The sequence below is a fragment of the Paenalicyclobacillus ferrooxydans genome (assembly GCF_001399675.1).
Classification (GTDB): Bacteria; Bacillota; Bacilli; order Alicyclobacillales; family Alicyclobacillaceae; genus Alicyclobacillus_B; species Alicyclobacillus_B ferrooxydans.
This window is the reverse complement of the sequence record NZ_LJCO01000091.1, coordinates 19,236-36,363: the sequence shown is the minus strand read 5'-3', so window position 1 is coordinate 36,363 and position 17,128 is coordinate 19,236. Positions and strand designations below refer to the sequence as shown.

Below are 17,128 nucleotides of genomic sequence, written 5' to 3'. Positions count from 1 at the left end.
ATCATCTATCCCCTGCTGAATCCGGAACTGTGGGCGTGCTGAGAAGCACCGGACTTCGGATATGTGCGGACACGTCAATGTTCACTTTCGCGGTCGATAGCAGTTCAGGCCAGTTTGATTTGATCCGCTGCCACTCTGCTGGGTACCGATCCTGAAACCTGCTTCCAAGCCCTAAAAAGTCTACCTTGTTCGTTTTCGAAGCCTCGATTGCGTCCGAGATTTCCTTTTTAAGATTTGCCTCTACTGACGCTTCAAGCGCCTTCATAACCTGTTGGTGACTCTGTTTTGTCGGGCAATCCAGTTCAACCAGGTTGCACTCGACATTCAGTTGAATACGAAATGCCGGTCGTCCTTGCACATACTGTGGAACGACCTTGAACTTGTAGTGCCGTATCTCGAGTGTTGCCGTTTGATTTGGGTTTGAGCTCGAGCAGGGAATCACCACCACCCTCGTTTTCGGCGGGTCCACGAACCACATAAGCCCTTCTGTATCATCTGGATTGAGCGTTCCCTTCAGCTTGTCCTTTTCAAAGTAGGCCGTCCCTGACAATTCAACTTGAGGAGTCGATCCGAACTCCTTTGGGTTATCAGTCGAAACACCCCGAAGCCTGGTCTGAACAACGGGTAAGACCACTTCACTGCCATCACTCAGGTAACTGGCCTGCATCGTCCGCAAGTCAATTTTCGGAGCCTCTGCGACGAGGTCACTGAAGTGAAACAGCTTATCAATCGAGTTACCAGGAACCACCTCGAGACCCGTCTTTGTCGCGACAATTTGACTGGCCTTGTCTGGCGTCACCACGACCCAGGTACGCATTCGGAGCTCGTGATTACGCGAAAAGAAGTCCACGACATCGTTGATACCTTCATCCCGTGCCAAATCTTCGCCGATGACAATGACTTTGTTATGACCCCAGTACACCCGTCTTGACGAGTATCTGCCCAGGTTACGGATGGCCTCAAAGATGGAACGTCCTGTTGCCGTGGCCGTCCAGATGGGCTCACCGGTACCTGCTGCTGGTGCTCCTGTTTGGCCAACCACATCCGATGGGCGCGCAATCTGCGCCGTGACCGTCACAGTGCCAGGAGTATCCCCTTTATCGAGACCGACCGCCATGACCATCGCCAGGTCGTTGATATCCACTGCCCCCGTGCAACCACTGAGCCCAAATACACACAGGATGAGCAAAAACGGGATCGTCCACTGCTTATGCACCGCCGAGAATCTTCTTTGGCTTTCTTGAACGGCGAGTTTTGTCTTTCTGTTCTCCTGTGCCGGCTGGTTGTGCCCGCTTCTGTTGGCCCGATGAAGCAGATGATTTTGAGTCCCCATGGTCACTCCCTGGCTTTCCTTGGGCAGATTTGTGCGACTGTCCGTCCGAAGCTTTTTCGTCAGGCGCCAGATCTGCCTTGCCACTGCCGTTGTTCTTTGGCGCCTTAGGCATCTGATCATTCCCTTGCCGGGTTACGTCCTTGGCGATCCAGGGTCTTGACTTCAACATCCACCAAGGCGACCGGACAAGAGCATCTTTCTGATCCGATGGTTGAAACGGGATCATGGGCGCCAGGAACGGCTCTCCGAATGACCGCAGGGACAGTGCATGGACGGTAATGACAAACATGGCACCGACAAAACCGAGCAGCCCCAGCGTGCCTGAAGCGATGATAATCGGAAAGCGAAGCAGGCGGATGGTAAACGACGTGCTGTAACTCGGGATGGCAAATGACGAGATTCCCGTAACCGCTACAACAATGACCATGATGGGCGAGACCAGCCCCGCCTGCACCGCCGCTTGCCCGATGATGAGAGATCCGACGATACTCACGGCCTGACCAATCGGCCGAGGCATTCGGAGTCCTGCTTCGCGCATGAGTTCAAATGCCGTCTCCATGCCTAGGACCTCGACCAAGACAGGAAAAGGCACTGTCTCACGACCCGCTGCAACACTTAAGGCGAGCTCCGTTGGGATCATTTCTTGGTGAAAGCTCACCAACATGACGTAAATGGATGACAAAGTGAGACTCACAATGAAGGCAATGTAACGGATAATGCGAGAGAAAGTTCCGAGATAGAAATGGGAGTAGTAATCGTCACTGGCCATCAGGCCTTCCCAAAAGGAGGTCGGTGCAACCAGGACAAACGGTGTACTGTCAGTGAGAATAGCCACGCGCCCTTCAAGGATAGCTGCTGCCACAACATCCGGGCGTTCCGTCAGTTTGACGGTTCGAAAGGGAGACCACGGCGCGTCGCTGATGAGTTCTTCTAGGTAGCCGCTCTCAAGTACCGAGTCAACTTGGATGGATTCGAGACGTGTCATGACCTCGTCCACCAGTTCTTGCTTCGCAATTCCTTCTATATAAACCACGTTTACAAACGTCTTGGTTCGTGTGCCGATTTGCAAGGATTCGAGACGAAACATAGGGTCTTTGATACGACGCCGGATGAGACTGGTATTGGTTCGAATGTTCTCCGTAAACCCGTCTCTCGGTCCGCGAATGACAACTTCTGTCGCCGTCTCACCAGGACTTCTTGACTCCCAGCCTTTGGTTCCCACCAACAGCGCCTCATCCACGCCGTCAATGAATAGAAGACTTTCTCCTGCCAGGAGACCGTCAATGGCTTTTTGATATGTATCTGCAAATTTCACCTCAGGATTGATGAGAAGCCTCTCTGCTGTCTGGTGTGGTCCAGCAGGGCGATGCTCACGTCCGGAGTCCGTTGAACCAGCAATTCTGTCCCGAAGTACGCTGTCGATGATAAGCGGGCGAAGAACCCCTGCATCAATCAACATGTTGTTTGACAATCCATCAATATAAAACAGCGTACAGGCCGGTCCTGCCGCCTCCCTCACGGAGAAATCCCGCTGGACCAGATCTGCATTCTTGACAAGAATTGTCTTTACTCTGCCAACATTTTCTCCTAGGTCATGGAAAATATGATGATCAAGCAGTTCCTGTACATCAACCACATTGCTCCCCCCGTTAGAGAACCACCCACCCACACGTAACGAAAAATGCAACAAAAATGCACCGAAAAACGTAACGATAAACATAACGAAATACGTAACGATAAACGTAACGAAACAAAACGGTCGGCGACTCCCGTCGTAGCATCTCACCAGCGACAACCGATTATGCAGGTACATCAAGGACAGAGCGGAACCTGTTGGCATGCCGGTACAGGGATTCGGGCATTATATGCAGACGAGGGGTGAGCCATTTTGGACCTGTATCACACTTGGTTCTATCAATCTGTGCTGAATACCAGTTGGTTTGTGAAGACGATTGTCGTTGTGACCGTCACACTAAACATCACTAGTCCAATTATTCTATGGTTTATCTTTCGCGGTCGCACCGTCTTCGGCAAGGGTGGTATTGTCTCAGATATGTTTACGGGGATGGGCGCATTGTATCAACGAAGCAGAGGAAAAAGCCCACAGAAAAACCGCGGCCGATCGTCGGCGAAGACCGGATCGAAAAGGGGTTGAAGCATGTGGTTTGTGTCCGCCCGCGGTAAGGCGGACATCCGAACCATAAGGCCAGAAAGCCAACACCGATAGGACAGCCACCAAGCCGGCCCGCGGTGACCATCCGAAGGTGACCATCCGACCCTGAAGGCCACAAAGCAGCCACCGACAGGACAGGCGCCAAGCCGGCCCGCGGTGACCACCCGACCCTGAAGGCTACAAAGCAGCCACCGACAGGACAGGCGCCAAGCCGGCCCGCGGTGACCACCCGAAGGTCTCCCGAGCGAGGCGTACCTATCGTCCATCAGTTCTTCAGATGGTATGGAACCGTCGTAATCACGACAACCATCTGAACATCGGCGTAGTGTTGGCAAAACCCTTGAAAACATGCCACCAGCGACCACAAAGGTCGCTGGTTCAGACTGTGCTGTGGGTTATAAGACAGAAACTCAGTTCCTCTCTCAGGCTCGCCAGCGCTTCCCGTCGGTCGATAGCGGAACTCAGTTCCTCTCTCAGCCTCGCCGGCGCTTCCCGCCACGTGATAGCGGAACTCAGTTCCTCTCTCAGGCTCGTCGGCGGCTTCACGCCACGCGATAGCGGAACTCAGTTCCTCTCTCAGCCTCGCCGGCGCTTCCCGCCAGGCGATAGCGGAACTCAGTTCCTCTCTCAGGCTCGTCGGCGGCTTCACGCCACGCGATAGCGGAACTCAGTTCCTCTCTCAGCCTAGCCAGCGCTTCCCGACACGCGATAGCGGAACTCAGTTCCTCTCTCAGGCTCGTCGGCGGCTTCACGCCACGCGATAGCGGAACTCAGTTCCTCTCTCTTCCCTGGCTGTTGAAACCCCTCCACGCCAACACAGAATTCTATCGGTCTGCCGTGTCAGCTTTGGTAATAAAGACAGACAGTACCATCGCCGCCACATACAGAATCATGACGAGACCGATAATTCCAGACCACCCGAGCGATACCCACAACGTACCCCCAAATGCTCCTACCAAGCTCGAGCCCGCATAGTAAAACAACAGATACAGAGACGATGCCTGAGCACGCGTGTGCGGAGCCAACCTCCCGACCCAACCGCTTGCGACAGCGTGGCAACCAAAAAATCCAAAGGTAAAGAGCGCTAGCCCAAGTATTTTCAAGATAAGGTTGGGAGACCAAGTCACAGCGATGCCGACGATGGAGATAGTGCTCGAAAGTTGGATCGACCGCCCGCGGCCGACTTTATCAGCCCTACGTCCAATCCAAGCTGAGCTGAGGGTCCCAGTGAGGTATACGACAAAAATCATACCGACCCACGTCTGGCTGAGATGATACCTCGGTCCCATCAGCAAGTAACTGATGTAGTTATAAGTGGTCACGAATCCACCCATGAGCAGAAAGCCCAAGGTGTACACGCCAACTAACTGAGGTTTTCCAAGTGCCTCCCGAAGTCTTTGAAACTGTTCACGAACGCTCACACGCCGTGGTGAAAAGTGCCTTGGACGTGGCAAAGTAAACCAAAACAAAGCCGCTATTGAAAGACTAAGGAAGCCAAGAATGAGGATTGCGTAACGCCACGAAAGAGCATCCGTCAATGCGCCGGTTACCATCCGTCCTACCATCCCACCCACGGATGTACCGCTCACGTACAGTCCCATCGCACTGCCTGCACTCGACGGGTGGAACTCTTCGTTTACATACGCCATGGCGATGGACGGAAATCCTGCAAGCACAATACCCTGTAAGGCTCGCAGTGCGATTAAGAGAGGCAATGACGGTGAAAAGGAAACAACAATCGCAAGCAGTGCAGAAGCGACCAATGAAGCGCTCATCAGCCGCTTTCTGCCCCAGATATCCGATATTCCCGATACCCACAGCATCGAAATGGCAAGCGCTCCGGTAGCAGCAGAAACGGAAAGGCTCGCTTCTGTCGGACTGACGTGAAACTGCTTAGACAACTCCGGCAAGATAGGCTGCGTTGTATAAAGAATCGCAAACGTCACAAAAGCACCAGCAAACAGAGACAGAGTCGCTCGTAGGTACTCCGGTCGTCCACGTTCCAGATAACTCACACTCAACTGAAAAACCCCTTCTAGATGCGATAGAAACAATGATACCAAAAACGAGTTCGGTACATAAATGTGTCTCCTTTCCTCCTTTCCTCCTTTCCTCCTTTCCTCCTTTCCTCCCGAAACAAATGAAGTGCCCGGGGATACCGCAGATGCGGAACCTCGGACACTTCATTTGGACACTTCATTTGGTATGACTACTCCTTGTGTCTAAAACAAGCAGTGAGCCTCTTATCAAGCAATGAGCCCTTCAGGCACTATCGGCACTATCGGCACTATCGGCACCATCGGCACCATCGGCACCATCGGCACCATCGGCACCATCGGCACCATCGGCAGCGGACAAATCAAATCAAATCTTACAGGTCGTAGTACATCTGGAACTCGAGCGGATGCGGGCGCAGGTTCAGTGCTGCAACCTCGTTGGTCCGTTTGAAGTCGATCCAGTTGTAAATGAAGTCCTTTGTGAACACGCCGCCTTCAAGCAGGAACTCAAAGTCGGATTCGAGTGCAACCAGAGCCTCTTCCAAGGAGCCTGGAACACTCTTAATCTGTGCCTTTTCGGGCGCCGGCAGCTCATAGATGTTCTTATCGAGCGGGCCGTAGCCAAGTTGACGTGGGTCAAGTTTGCGCTTGATACCGTCGAGACCTGCCATCAACATCGCTGCAAAGGCGAGGTACGGGTTCGCTGTGCAGTCCGGCGTACGGAACTCGATGCGAGCTGTCTTCGGTGAAACGGCAGCAACCGGTACGCGGATAGCGGCACTGCGGTTACCCTTTGAAAAGACCAGGTTAACAGGTGCTTCGAAACCTGGGACAAGACGCTTGAATGAGTTCGTGCTCGGTGTTGCAAACGCGAGCAACGCAGGTGCGTGTTCGAGAATACCGCCGATGTAGTAGAGCGCCATTTCGCTGAGGTTGGCGTACTTGCCTTCCTCAAAGAACAGCGGTTTGTCACCATCGAACAAGCTCTGGTGAACATGCATGCCCGATCCGTTGTCGCCGTACACCGGTTTCGGCATGAAGGTGACAGTCTTGCCGTATTTATGAGCAACATTGCGGATGATGTATTTGTAAGTCATGACGTTGTCAGCTGTGCGAGTGAGCGTGCCGAAACGGAAGTTGATTTCAGCCTGTCCAGCCGTGGCAACCTCATGGTGATGGCGTTCCACGCGAATCCCTGCGTTCATCAGCTCACGAACCATCTCAGTTCGGATGTCTTGTTGCGAGTCGACTGGCGGAACCGGGAAGTAACCACCCTTGTTCTTGACCTTGTAGCCGAGGTTTTTCTCGCCGTTTCCTGTGTTCCACATGGCTTCCTCGGAATCCACTTGGTAGAACGCCCCGCGGTTGCTGGCATCAAAACGAACATCGTCAAAGATGAAGAATTCGAGCTCAGGACCAAAATACGCTGCGCTTGCAATCCCGCTGTCCTGAAGGTACGATTCCGCCTTCTCAGCGATAAAGCGTGGGTCGCGCTCATAGCGGGTGCCGCTTGGCTCGTACACGCTGCAGGAAAGAGCTAGGGTTGGTACAGCCATGAACGGATCGACAAACGCAGTCTCGAGGACCGGACGCATCACCATGTCGCTTTCTTCAATACCGCGGAATCCCTGAATACTCGATCCATCGAAAGCAATGCCGTTTTCCAGTACTTCCTCATCGACTTCCACTGCGGGAATCGTTACATGATGTTGACGTCCTGGGACATCGACAATCCGAAAGTCTACCATTTCGACGTTGTTTTGTTTCATCAGTTCCAACACTTCGCGTGCTGTCGTCACTCTCTGTTCACTCCCTAGGAACTATGGTCACTAGTAATATAAAAAGAGTGCACACATGCGTCAACACCATATGTCAGAAAACCTAACATCAAATTCCCCGGATCGACAAAAAATCACCTTTGTTTCTTTCCCCGAAGGGCAGATGCCACGATACCCATTACAGTGGCAATCAGAAGAACACCAAACGCCCAGCGAAACGCTGTATTCACCAGGTTCACATCGGCGCTCGTAACCGTTCCGCTGGCGCCTTGATAGACAACATCTTGAAGACGGGGCGGCAACAAAGCAGTGACAACGGTCAACGAGACAGCCGTGCTAAACACCTGGCCCATATTCTGCAGCATGGATCGAAGTCCATTTGCGAAGCCTCTGCGGCTTGGTGGCACAGTGGTCATGATGTAACGGGTATTTGGCGTGAGAAACACGCCGGATCCAAACCCGACCAACCCCATACCGAGGCTGTTCAAAAGGTGATTCGGGTGCAGCGAAACTCCTGGAATGAGCAGCGCCAGCCCAATGGCACTCACAGAGAGTCCGACTGTGGACAGGATACGGACGCTGATGCGGTTGCTCAAGGCCCCGGTGACTGGCGTTGCAAGGAGCAGTCCAATTGTTACCGGGAGCACCGCGATACCCGCCCAAAACACACTCAGGTGAGCCAGAGATTGCAGGTATAAGCTAAACAGAAGGACAACCGAGATACGGGCGAACGCGTTCAGGAACGCTGCGAAGTTCGCCATTGTGTAACCGCGGTCGCCAAACAAAGAGAAGTCTATCATCGGTGCAACCGACCGCCGTTGCTGCCAAAGTATGATTGGCATTAACACAACAAATAACGCAAAGCCGATGAGGACGAAGGCGCTTCCCCAACCAAGCGTGCTTCCCTCTGACAAGGAGAAGATAACGCCGCTAAGGGCAAGGAAGATGAGTGCGCCGCCAGTCCAGTCCACACGGCCCCCGGAAGCGCGGCTTGGCACTCGGCGCAGGACAAAATACCCCCATACGACGCCAACGATCCCGATTGGAACCCCGGCCCAAAACACCCACTCCCAGCCAAGGCGTGCAGTGACTGCCCCACCGATAACGGGTCCAACGAGCTGGGCGACCGAACTGATGAGGACGTTAACGGACAAGCCTTGTCCCAACTGCTCACTCGGAAATGAGTCCGTGATGAGCGCCGTGTTGTTCGTAATGATGAGCGCGCCACCGGCTGCTTGCAGTGCCCGCAACGCAATAAACCACCAAATGTTCGGCGCAAGTCCAACAAACAGACTGACGACCGTAAACACAGCCATACCCAAGAGGTACAGCTGCTTGCGGCCAAACGCGTCTGAGAGCGGGCCGAATATGAGAATCAGAATCGTGTTCACCAACATGTAAGAGAGAAGAATCCAGTTGGCGATCACGGCTTTGGCGTGAAAATGCAATGCGATGGCGGGCAAAGCCACATTCAGCGCGCCCAAATTGACCATCACAAGCAGAACCCCTAAGCCAGTGACAGTCATCACAAGCCAGGGGTTAACGGCGGCAGGCCGTGACGCGGAAATCTGTGTTGTGCTGTTCATAAACTGCCCTCGCTACAATTTATTTCGATACCCGATATATCATTGTAGCACACACGCAGACAGATGCCTTGTCTGGGAACTCTGTCCAATCAGTTCAGTCCGGACAGAGTGCGCCCCACCTGCCGACCCGAGAATAGACATCCGCCGAGAAATGTTCCTTCGAGGGAACGGTAGCCGTGCACCCCACCTCCGCCAAATCCAGAGACCTCCCCCGCAGCATACAAACCAGGTACCGGCTTGCCTCCCGCATCGAGGACCTGCCCAGACAGGTTTGTCTGTAGTCCGCCGAGTGTCTTTCTGCTGACAATCCGCAGTCGAACCGCAATTAGGGGGCCGTTCGCCGGATCGAGAAAACTGTGCGGCCTTGCGACGCGAATCAACTTGTCACCGAGATACTGCCTCGCACCGCGAAGCGCCGTGATCTGCAGATCCTTAGTAAATCGGTTTTCCATCTCGCGGTCTCTAGCGATCATTTGCCGCTCAAGATCGGCGAGCGAGATGAGGTTCTCTCCACTCAGCCGATTCATCCCATCGACAAGCTTTGGCAGTGTCTGTGCGATAATAAAGTCCTCACCTTGATTCATAAAGGCCTGCACCGGCCCAGGAGCACCGGACCGGATCCGCGTCAGTAACTGCCTGATACTCTTGTTCGTCAGATCGGGATTTTGCTCAGACCCCGAGAGTGCAAATTCCTTTTCGATGACCTTTTGTGTGAGAACGAACCAGGAATAATCATATCCCGTATCCAAAATCGCTTTGAGTGTGCCGAGTGTATCGAAACCAGGGAAGTTTGGTGCCGGAAATCTTTGACCTCGCGCATCCAGCCAGAGCGAAGAAGGACCCGGAAGAATTCGAATGCCGTGCTTTGGCCAGACTGGGTTCCAGTTTTGAATGCCCTCCGTGTAATGCCACATCCTGTCGCGATTGACGATCCGTCCTCCCGCTTGTTCTGTAATGGCGAGCATACGTCCGTCAACATGGGCTGGAACCCCGGACAGCATTCGCTTCGGCGGAGTGCCTAGGCGGGCTGGCCAGTTTTGCCGGATAAGTTCATGGTTTCCACCGATCCCGCCGCTCGCAACGACCACGGCACCAGACTCGTACTCAAACTCCCCGACGACCTCCCGTGAGCTCTCTTCCCCCCGTCCAACCGTGCTCGGCGCAAGGACTGCCCCGCGCGCACCGACCACAGCCCCATTTCTTGTGATGAGTTCATCGACGCGATGGCGATCACGGTAGATGACATGCCCGTCCGCAATCCCCTGCCGCACCCTGTTTGCAAAGGGCTCCACGATCGATGGGCCGGTTCCCCACACAATATGAAAGCGAGGGACAGAGTTTCCGTGTCCCTCGGCGAGGTAACCCCCTCGTTCAGCCCAGCCGACCACAGGGAAGAAACGCACACCCAGGCTGTGCAGCCATGAGCGTTTCTCACCCGCTGCAAAGTCGACATAGGCGCGAGCCCAGCGTACGGCCCAATAGTCCTCATCCGCTTCCCGGTCAAAACCAGCCGCCCCAAGCCAGTCCTGCCAGGCCAATTCGCGTGAATCCTTGATCCCCATCCGCCTTTGCTCGGGCGAATCCACGAGGAACAGTCCGCCAAACGACCACCACGCTTGGCCGCCAAAGGAAGACTCAGGTTCCTGGTCGAGCAGCAGTACCTTCTTCCGTGCTGCCGCCAGCTCTGCTGTCGCCACAAGTCCAGCTAATCCTGCGCCTACGACAATCACATCAAAATCCATCAAGTTGCGAACCCCACCTCATGCTGTCATCGCGAACGCTGAACGCGTGAACTGATTCATTTACTTTTCCGTTTACTTTGCTGTTTACTTTACTGCGAAACTTTGGCCAGGTCTGTCCACGTTGGTTAGTTTGCCGTCGGGACCTTGGTCAGGTCTGTCCACTCCGGCCTTTGCTCCAGTTCAGCGGCCAATTGATACAACAGGTCTTCTCTCCCGCGGGCTGCAATCACGTGCACGCCGAGTGGAAGACCATCTGCCGTCTGGTACATCGGTACAGACATGGCTGGCTGTCCCGTCAGATTAGCGAGTTGCGTAAACGGAGTACGTCTCAAGCTGGTTTCCACCAGGGTGTCAACCACCCCTGTCTTTTGCAGGATCTTCGCGATACCGAACTTATCCACCATCGATACCAGCGCTTTCTCGGCAAATTTCAGTTCCAACTCGCCAATCTTTGCCTGCCGCATGGCGGTGGTTGGTGTGATGTACAAGTCATAGGTCTCATGGAAGGTTTCCATTTGCATCGCCGCTTTGTCCCACTCGTTCAGGCTCATCACAAAATCAGCCGCAGAAGTCGCTTTTCCGAGCGTGCCGAGCAGCCATGTCGTCGGCTCGACATCGTGCCGATTGGCCTTCCGCCCGAGGATCCGTTCCAAACCTTGCAGCTCAGCGCCAATTTCTCCGAAATACATCGTGATATAACTCTTCGCAATCTGCCTTCCGTCTACGGGTGCCGTCTGTTCCACAACGTCATGACCCATGGACTCCAGCACCCGCGCTGTTTGAAGGACAGCTTGACGACAGTCTTCGTCCACTTCCGTATCGAGCGGCGACTGAATACTGTAAGCGATACGCAATCGCTTGTTTAGCCCACGTCCCACCACATCGCTGTACTGTCCTGCAAAAGACGGTGAAAGAAACGCTCGAGTCGTATCACGGGCGGAGGCGAGGCAATCGAGGATGGCAGCGCTGTCACGAACCGTTCTCGACAATACGTGACTCACGGATGCCCCCTGCCAATGACGGCCTGCTTGCGGGCCAACGGGAGTTCGACCTCGAGTCGGCTTCAGTCCAAACAATCCGCAATACGACGCAGGAATGCGAATCGATCCACCGCCATCGCTCGCACCAGCGACAGGCACCATGCCGGAAGCTACAGCCGCTGCCGACCCGCCGCTTGACCCCCCGGGCGTTACATTGGTGTTCCACGGGTTTCTTGCTGGTCCGTACTGCTTGGGCTCAGTGACAGCCATCAAAGCGAATTCAGGGACATTCGTATAGCCGACGAACACCATGCCGGCTTTGCGCAGCTCGGCCGCGTAAATCGAGTCCTGTTCCGCCCTGTGGCCCCGGTAGGCTCCCGACCCGTATGTCATGGGTTCTCCCTTGACGTCTTGATACATATCCTTGAGCAGCATCGGTACCCCGGCAAACGGCCCTTCGAGAGAATGATGATCCGCTTGCTCCAGTGCTTGCTCATACATCTTGTGCGTGACCGCACCAAGGACTGGATTCAGCCGCTCGATTTCGGAAACGGACAATTCCACCAGTTCCCGGGGTTTTAACTCCCTCTTTCGGACCAGTTCACCGAGACCCGTTGCATCGTAATCGCGAAACAATGACCCCACTTAGAATCACGCTCTCCATTCGTCATCTAGTAAAGCGCTTCCATAAATTTGATAGTTGGAATTATATCACGGATTCAGAGGTTATAGACGATTAGGAGGGGATGAACGTAAGGGGCCCTTGTGATAGCGCTTCATTCGTGCTAGCACAAAATACGAACACACGTTCGCATTTGATGGTCTGGATATCACCAGAAACAAGCTGACCGAAAACAATTGAACGATGAAGAAGGTATAAACGATGCCCGTTAAGTCCATGCAACCGCCTACGTTTGAGACCATCCGCTCCAAACAGGTGATGAACAAAGTGTCCGCACCCACGATGCCATTTCAGTGGTCGTTGAATCCATATCGGGGGTGCTCGCACGGATGCAGCTTCTGCTACGCCCGAACGACCCATGCGTACATGGGTATGGCTGCCGATGACACCTTTCGCCAGCACGTATTTGTAAAGGAAGATGCTCCTGCACTTCTGGAAGCGCAGTTATCACACAAGCTCCACAAATTGCACGGGGATTATCAACAACTCCAACAGGAGATTGGACTTCTGGCGATTGGAACCGCAACAGATCCGTATCAACCCATCGAAGCCCGGCAGCAGATTACGCGTGGTTGCTTGGAGGTCCTTGCTGCGTTTGGCATTCAAACATCCATCACCACCCGTTCACCGCTGATTTTGAACGATCTCGATATCCTTCTGAAGATGAATCTTCACTCTGTCAATATCAGCATTCATACATTGGATAAAATGGTTTGGCGCAATCTCGAACCCGCCACACCAGCCCCTGCCAAACGGCTTGAAACAGTCCATGCCCTAGCTGAAGAAGGTTTAAATGCAGGTGTCTTTGTCGCACCCATTATCCCGCTCTTGACCGACTCCGCACTCGCACTCGCTGAAGTGATTCACGGCGCCAGGGAACACAAGGCAAACTTCGTAATGCCTTCCGTGCTTCGCCTTACTCCTGAGGTCAAGATGTGGTTTTTGAACGTGTTGAAGGAACATTACCCAGACTTGTTACCGCAGTACGCCAGGCTATACAAAACGGCCTATCCACCAAAGTCCTATGTTCAGCCGTTAATGGACACCGTCAAACTGCTGATGCAGGAAGCCGGATTGAATTCCTACAGCCAGGTATGCCAAACGACTGAAATGTCGGGAACCACTGTGGAACAAACGTCAACTGTATCACGCCCCGCCAACCCCTACATAGCGGATTCAGTCTTAAACCGGGGGCAACGTCAGGATGACCGCGGACGATACGAACAGATGGTACTCCCCATCTAATTCACGACACTTTTCTGGTATTAACACCTGTATACTGGTACCCTATATCTCGTATCAAAAATTGTGTACGGTGACGATATATCCTGTATTCAATCCACGGTTGCGAAGTGAATGGGGGAAATCAGTTGTCAAGTGAAGCCCTAGTTCTGGTCCTCGTTGTGTTGGCATTTGCTTGGAGTATCGGCGCACATTACACCGGTGCTTGCATGGGTATGCCATATGGTTCAGGTTCCATCAAGCTGGTGCCAGCGCTTGTGTTAATGGCCGTATTGGCACTATTCGGTGCGGTGTTCGCCAGTCACCGTGTGGAATCCACCGTTGGGCTTCAAATTGTTGACGCGAGCAAAGTTACGGTTGCAGCAGCACTCGTTATCATCATTTCAGCGTTTCTCCTCACAACCGTATATACGGCTCGAAAGATCCCCACCTCGACCATTCAAATTCTCGTCTTTTGCGTAGTTGGAATGGCGCTCGGTTCAGGCATTGCGGTTCATTGGTTGACCATTTTAAAACTTGCAATCATCTGGGTCATTGCCCCTCCAGCAGCTTTGGTATTAGGCTACGTATTTACCCATGGACTTGACCGCATTGTGGGATTTAATCCGAAGGTACAACAATCCGGGGTACTTCGGACATTAAGCGTAATCCTCGTCGTCGTCGGTGCCGCTGCTTCCTTCACGATGGGTGCGAATGACGTATCCAACGCTACCGGTGTATTCATTATGACTCACTTATTTAGCGTGTGGACTGCTGGGCTCATCGGTGGAGTCGGTCTGCTGATCGGGGTATTGACATGGGGCAAACCACTATTGAAGAAAGTTGCATTCGATATCGTTCATGTGGATCTCTCAATGGCCAGTGCCGCTCAACTGGTTCAAGCGGTCGTCGTACTGTTGGCAGTCGCATTTGGCTTCTTTACGTCCATGAACCAAGCACTGGTTGGCGCAATGATGGGGGCAGGACTGGCTCGAGGCACAGGGACAATCGAATGGAAAGCCATATCGAACATCGTAAAGGGATGGATTATCGCTCCCATTTCCGGTATTGTCATTGCCTTCTTGCTCGCCAAACTTGCGGGAATTTGGTTTACGCTTTAACCATGCTCATCCTCCTCCCGCCGCCATTACTCCCTTACCGCGAATCAGCACGAGGAGAACCGTAATTAGCGGTAAGACAAGTCCGACAAAAAGCGCAATCAACAGATATTGACTGTATAGGAACTGATGGATGTCCTCACGCGAGTTCGGCAGTACGCTCAAACTTAAGCCCGCGACAAAGACCGTCACAGGCAACGTATACAGGGTCTCCCTCTGCTCGTTGAAGAGATGAGCAACCGCACGGGTCGCACCAAGTACATACACGGACGCCCTGACATATGCACCCATCGTCCACAGCAACACGGCAGCAATATCCATGCGCTCAAAAACACCGGAGATATGAATGTACTTAATCTCTGCAAATGTCGGGTAGGGGAGCGCAGCTGCCAGCTTTTGCCCAAACACCATGATGGGTCCTGTTGTCGGACCAATAAACATCAGAACCGCGATAACGCTGATGATCCACCCCTTTTTGACGAGCTTGTCGATGTCAACGACATCTGAGTAGTACATGCCAAATACAATCAGGTCACACACCATGACTACGTATATCAGCGTTCCGTGTACGAAGTTCATAAACGAATGGTCAAACAGGGGTAACAATTCTGATGGATCCTTGTCTCTCATACTGAACAGTGCAGCAGCGAGTCCGACGATGACCAGGATCGGAAGTATCAGCTGAATCACTCGCGTGACTACTTCCCCACCTCCTCGCACAACCCAGGCAATCAGGAGAAATTCAAAAATCAAAAAAAATCGTGCTGGCGTTTCAGGATAGATGACACCCATGAAAAGAGATAGTTCTTGGATCGTCAGACCTGCGACAAAACAGAAAAAAAGGATGTAGATCCAGGAAACAATCGACCCAGCCCACCTTCCAAACAGGGACATGGTGTATTGGATGAGTGATGCCCGTCCAAAAAACTGAGCGAGCTTGGTCTGCATATACAAGATACCCGTACCGATAACCACACCCAAAAGCAAACAAAACCAAGCATCCCGACCAACGGCACGAAAAACGAGTCCAGTATAGACAAAATGCCCGTATGCGGCAGTCGTTCCAAAGATGGCCGTGATAATTTGGACGTTCGAAACTCGTACCCGATTCATGTGGACAACCATCCTGTCAGTGGAGTTAACCATGACCTCAGCAAGATAAGAGGACTTGGCGGCGCGTTAAATGCGGTACCATACAGACCCAAGAGTACTAACCCAATACCTGTGATGCCGATGTAAACCGTCCATACCTTTGGACTTCGTGCCGTCCGCAATGCGCTCAAATCAAACAGAGCCATCAGAACGACAATACATAGGCCCGTAAGCACAACCATGCCATCACTCCTCAAACATTGGGTGTAATAAGTCCCGACCTCCGGATATGAACCTCAACTTGGACCTGAACCGGTACCTTGGTGTATTCCTCTCTCCAGTGGTTTTGAATGGAATGCCACCAACGGGGATTGCTTCGATAAATCTCATCCATTAACCCGATGGGATCCGCTTGATACTCCTGCTGTAGCTTGGTCAGTGCTGATTTCATGTTGTCTTCAATCTGTTTGGAAGCTGCCGCTTCCACCAATTGAATATCGCTGCCTTTCCGCAAGTTCAGGTCCGTATCATTTTCAACGATATTTTCGTTGGCTTCTGCGCGAATCGTGACTTGTGGTTTACCGCCTGCCCACGTTACCTTTCGAATTGTTCTTGAGGTCAACATGCGAGTATCAACGAATCCCGGGTGCCCGGGAACTTGGTTAGAAGAATATCGACTTGTAATGATGCCGCGCAGCCACAAGAAACCGTCTACGTCGTCCCCGTCCAACCACCCCGTCAGCTTTTCGTTTTGAAAAACAGCGATATGTTGAAGCACGAATCCGTTATCTTCCGAAGGCTCCGGGAAGCCCATGGGTTCAATGCCGAAGGTAAATGGGTCTCCATGTTCACTTTCTTCAACAAAATCTTTCACAGTGAACTCCATTTTGCTCGATTCCCTGACAAACCCAACCACAGCTTCCTGCGGTATTCTTTCAAGTGGGTATGGCAGCTTCATGATAGTTGAGGCCGGGTTATGATACGTAATCAGCAGAATTGTTCGCATGCGAGAACCAGGGTTTCTGACAATTTCATCAATGATGTTGCCAACCCCGTTTTTTGCGAAGTCTTCTCCGAGAACCATCACTCTACGGTGACTCAATATGATTTTTCGAGAAACCTTGGACATCGCGGCTTGGAGTGCCTCGACGACGTCATTTCCAGTACCTTGTGAAACCGAAAACGTGCCTGTCGTTCCGGTGGTGCTGCTTGGCGTTCCACCGCTCGTTGTGCCGAGCGCGCTCGGGATTGCGATTTGAAGATAAGCCGTCATACCTGATGGGTCATTTTGCGTCTTCGCAAGATCCAACCCTGAAGCTGTGACGATGGCGAGTTCGTCAATCTCAGCAGCATCCCAGCAACCCGTCATGAACAAACAAATCACGATGAGAAAAACAATTCGCCCCCACTGAATACGCATAACGGA

The 17,128-nt window shown here is 52.9% G+C and carries 14 protein-coding genes; 3 read left to right on the top strand and 11 right to left on the bottom strand.

Annotated features, from left to right (window positions below; translation table 11 throughout):
* Nucleotide 1: 1 nt before the first annotated feature.
* The gene (locus tag AN477_RS20475; protein ID WP_054971044.1) at nucleotides 2-1,216 is read right to left on the bottom strand and encodes a Ger(x)C family spore germination protein; all 1,215 of its coding nucleotides are present in this window, start codon (nucleotides 1,214-1,216) and stop codon (nucleotides 2-4) included.
* The gene (locus AN477_RS20470) at nucleotides 1,209-2,969 is read right to left on the bottom strand and encodes a spore germination protein (RefSeq protein ID WP_245631912.1); all 1,761 of its coding nucleotides are present in this window, start codon (nucleotides 2,967-2,969) and stop codon (nucleotides 1,209-1,211) included. Before AN477_RS20470 ends, AN477_RS20475 begins: the two co-directional genes overlap by 8 nt.
* Before the next feature lie 252 nt (nucleotides 2,970-3,221).
* Between AN477_RS20470 and AN477_RS20465 the strand changes: the two genes are divergently transcribed.
* Nucleotides 3,222-3,488 carry a hypothetical protein gene (locus AN477_RS20465; protein ID WP_054971043.1) on the top strand — a complete coding sequence of 89 codons (267 nt, stop codon included), beginning with the start codon at nucleotides 3,222-3,224 and terminating at the stop codon, nucleotides 3,486-3,488.
* A gap of 283 nt (nucleotides 3,489-3,771) precedes the next feature.
* Here the strand turns inward: AN477_RS20465 and AN477_RS20460 are convergent, their stop codons facing one another.
* The 6 genes from AN477_RS20460 to AN477_RS20435 all read right to left on the bottom strand — a co-directional run bounded on the left by AN477_RS20460 (nucleotide 3,772) and on the right by AN477_RS20435 (nucleotide 12,234).
* A complete protein-coding gene (locus AN477_RS20460; protein WP_054971042.1) occupies nucleotides 3,772-4,155 on the bottom strand; it encodes a hypothetical protein in 384 nt (127 codons plus the stop codon).
* A gap of 175 nt (nucleotides 4,156-4,330) precedes the next feature.
* The gene (locus AN477_RS20455) at nucleotides 4,331-5,521 is read right to left on the bottom strand and encodes an MFS transporter (protein WP_054971073.1); all 1,191 of its coding nucleotides are present in this window, start codon (nucleotides 5,519-5,521) and stop codon (nucleotides 4,331-4,333) included.
* 356 nt (nucleotides 5,522-5,877) lie between these two features.
* A complete protein-coding gene (glnA, locus tag AN477_RS20450; RefSeq protein WP_281176394.1) occupies nucleotides 5,878-7,302 on the bottom strand; it encodes a type I glutamate--ammonia ligase in 1,425 nt (474 codons plus the stop codon).
* Nucleotides 7,303-7,415: 113 nt separating this feature from the next.
* Complete coding sequence (locus tag AN477_RS20445; protein ID WP_054971041.1) at nucleotides 7,416-8,867, bottom strand: MFS transporter; 1,452 nt, start codon at nucleotides 8,865-8,867, stop codon at nucleotides 7,416-7,418.
* Between the two features lie 89 nt (nucleotides 8,868-8,956).
* Nucleotides 8,957-10,609, bottom strand: a complete 1,653-nt coding sequence (locus AN477_RS20440; RefSeq protein ID WP_054971071.1) for an FAD-binding dehydrogenase — start codon at nucleotides 10,607-10,609, stop codon at nucleotides 8,957-8,959.
* Between the two features lie 125 nt (nucleotides 10,610-10,734).
* Nucleotides 10,735-12,234, bottom strand: coding sequence for an amidase (locus AN477_RS20435; protein WP_054971040.1), 1,500 nt, complete (start codon nucleotides 12,232-12,234; stop codon nucleotides 10,735-10,737).
* Between the two features lie 238 nt (nucleotides 12,235-12,472).
* On the opposite strand from AN477_RS20435, the gene AN477_RS20430 reads away from it, so the two are divergent.
* Both AN477_RS20430 and AN477_RS20425 read left to right on the top strand, forming a co-directional pair.
* Entirely contained in the window at nucleotides 12,473-13,516 is a 1,044-nt protein-coding gene (locus AN477_RS20430) for an SPL family radical SAM protein (RefSeq protein ID WP_054971039.1), read from the top strand.
* Nucleotides 13,517-13,641: 125 nt separating this feature from the next.
* The gene (locus AN477_RS20425) at nucleotides 13,642-14,613 is read left to right on the top strand and encodes an inorganic phosphate transporter (RefSeq protein ID WP_054971038.1); all 972 of its coding nucleotides are present in this window, start codon (nucleotides 13,642-13,644) and stop codon (nucleotides 14,611-14,613) included.
* 6 nt (nucleotides 14,614-14,619) lie between these two features.
* Here AN477_RS20425 and AN477_RS20420 read toward each other — a convergent pair whose 3' ends face one another.
* From AN477_RS20420 to AN477_RS20410, 3 genes are read right to left on the bottom strand one after another with little or no spacing between them, the layout of a single operon-like run.
* The gene (locus tag AN477_RS20420; protein ID WP_054971037.1) at nucleotides 14,620-15,723 is read right to left on the bottom strand and encodes a GerAB/ArcD/ProY family transporter; all 1,104 of its coding nucleotides are present in this window, start codon (nucleotides 15,721-15,723) and stop codon (nucleotides 14,620-14,622) included.
* On the bottom strand, nucleotides 15,720-15,944 hold the full coding sequence (locus AN477_RS24815; RefSeq protein WP_054971036.1) for a hypothetical protein: 225 nt from the start codon (nucleotides 15,942-15,944) through the stop codon (nucleotides 15,720-15,722). Before AN477_RS24815 ends, AN477_RS20420 begins: the two co-directional genes overlap by 4 nt.
* An 11-nt stretch (nucleotides 15,945-15,955) precedes the next feature.
* Nucleotides 15,956-17,122 (bottom strand): Ger(x)C family spore germination protein, encoded by a 1,167-nt coding sequence (locus AN477_RS20410; RefSeq protein ID WP_054971035.1) that lies wholly within the window; start codon nucleotides 17,120-17,122, stop codon nucleotides 15,956-15,958.
* Nucleotides 17,123-17,128 lie beyond the last annotated feature (6 nt).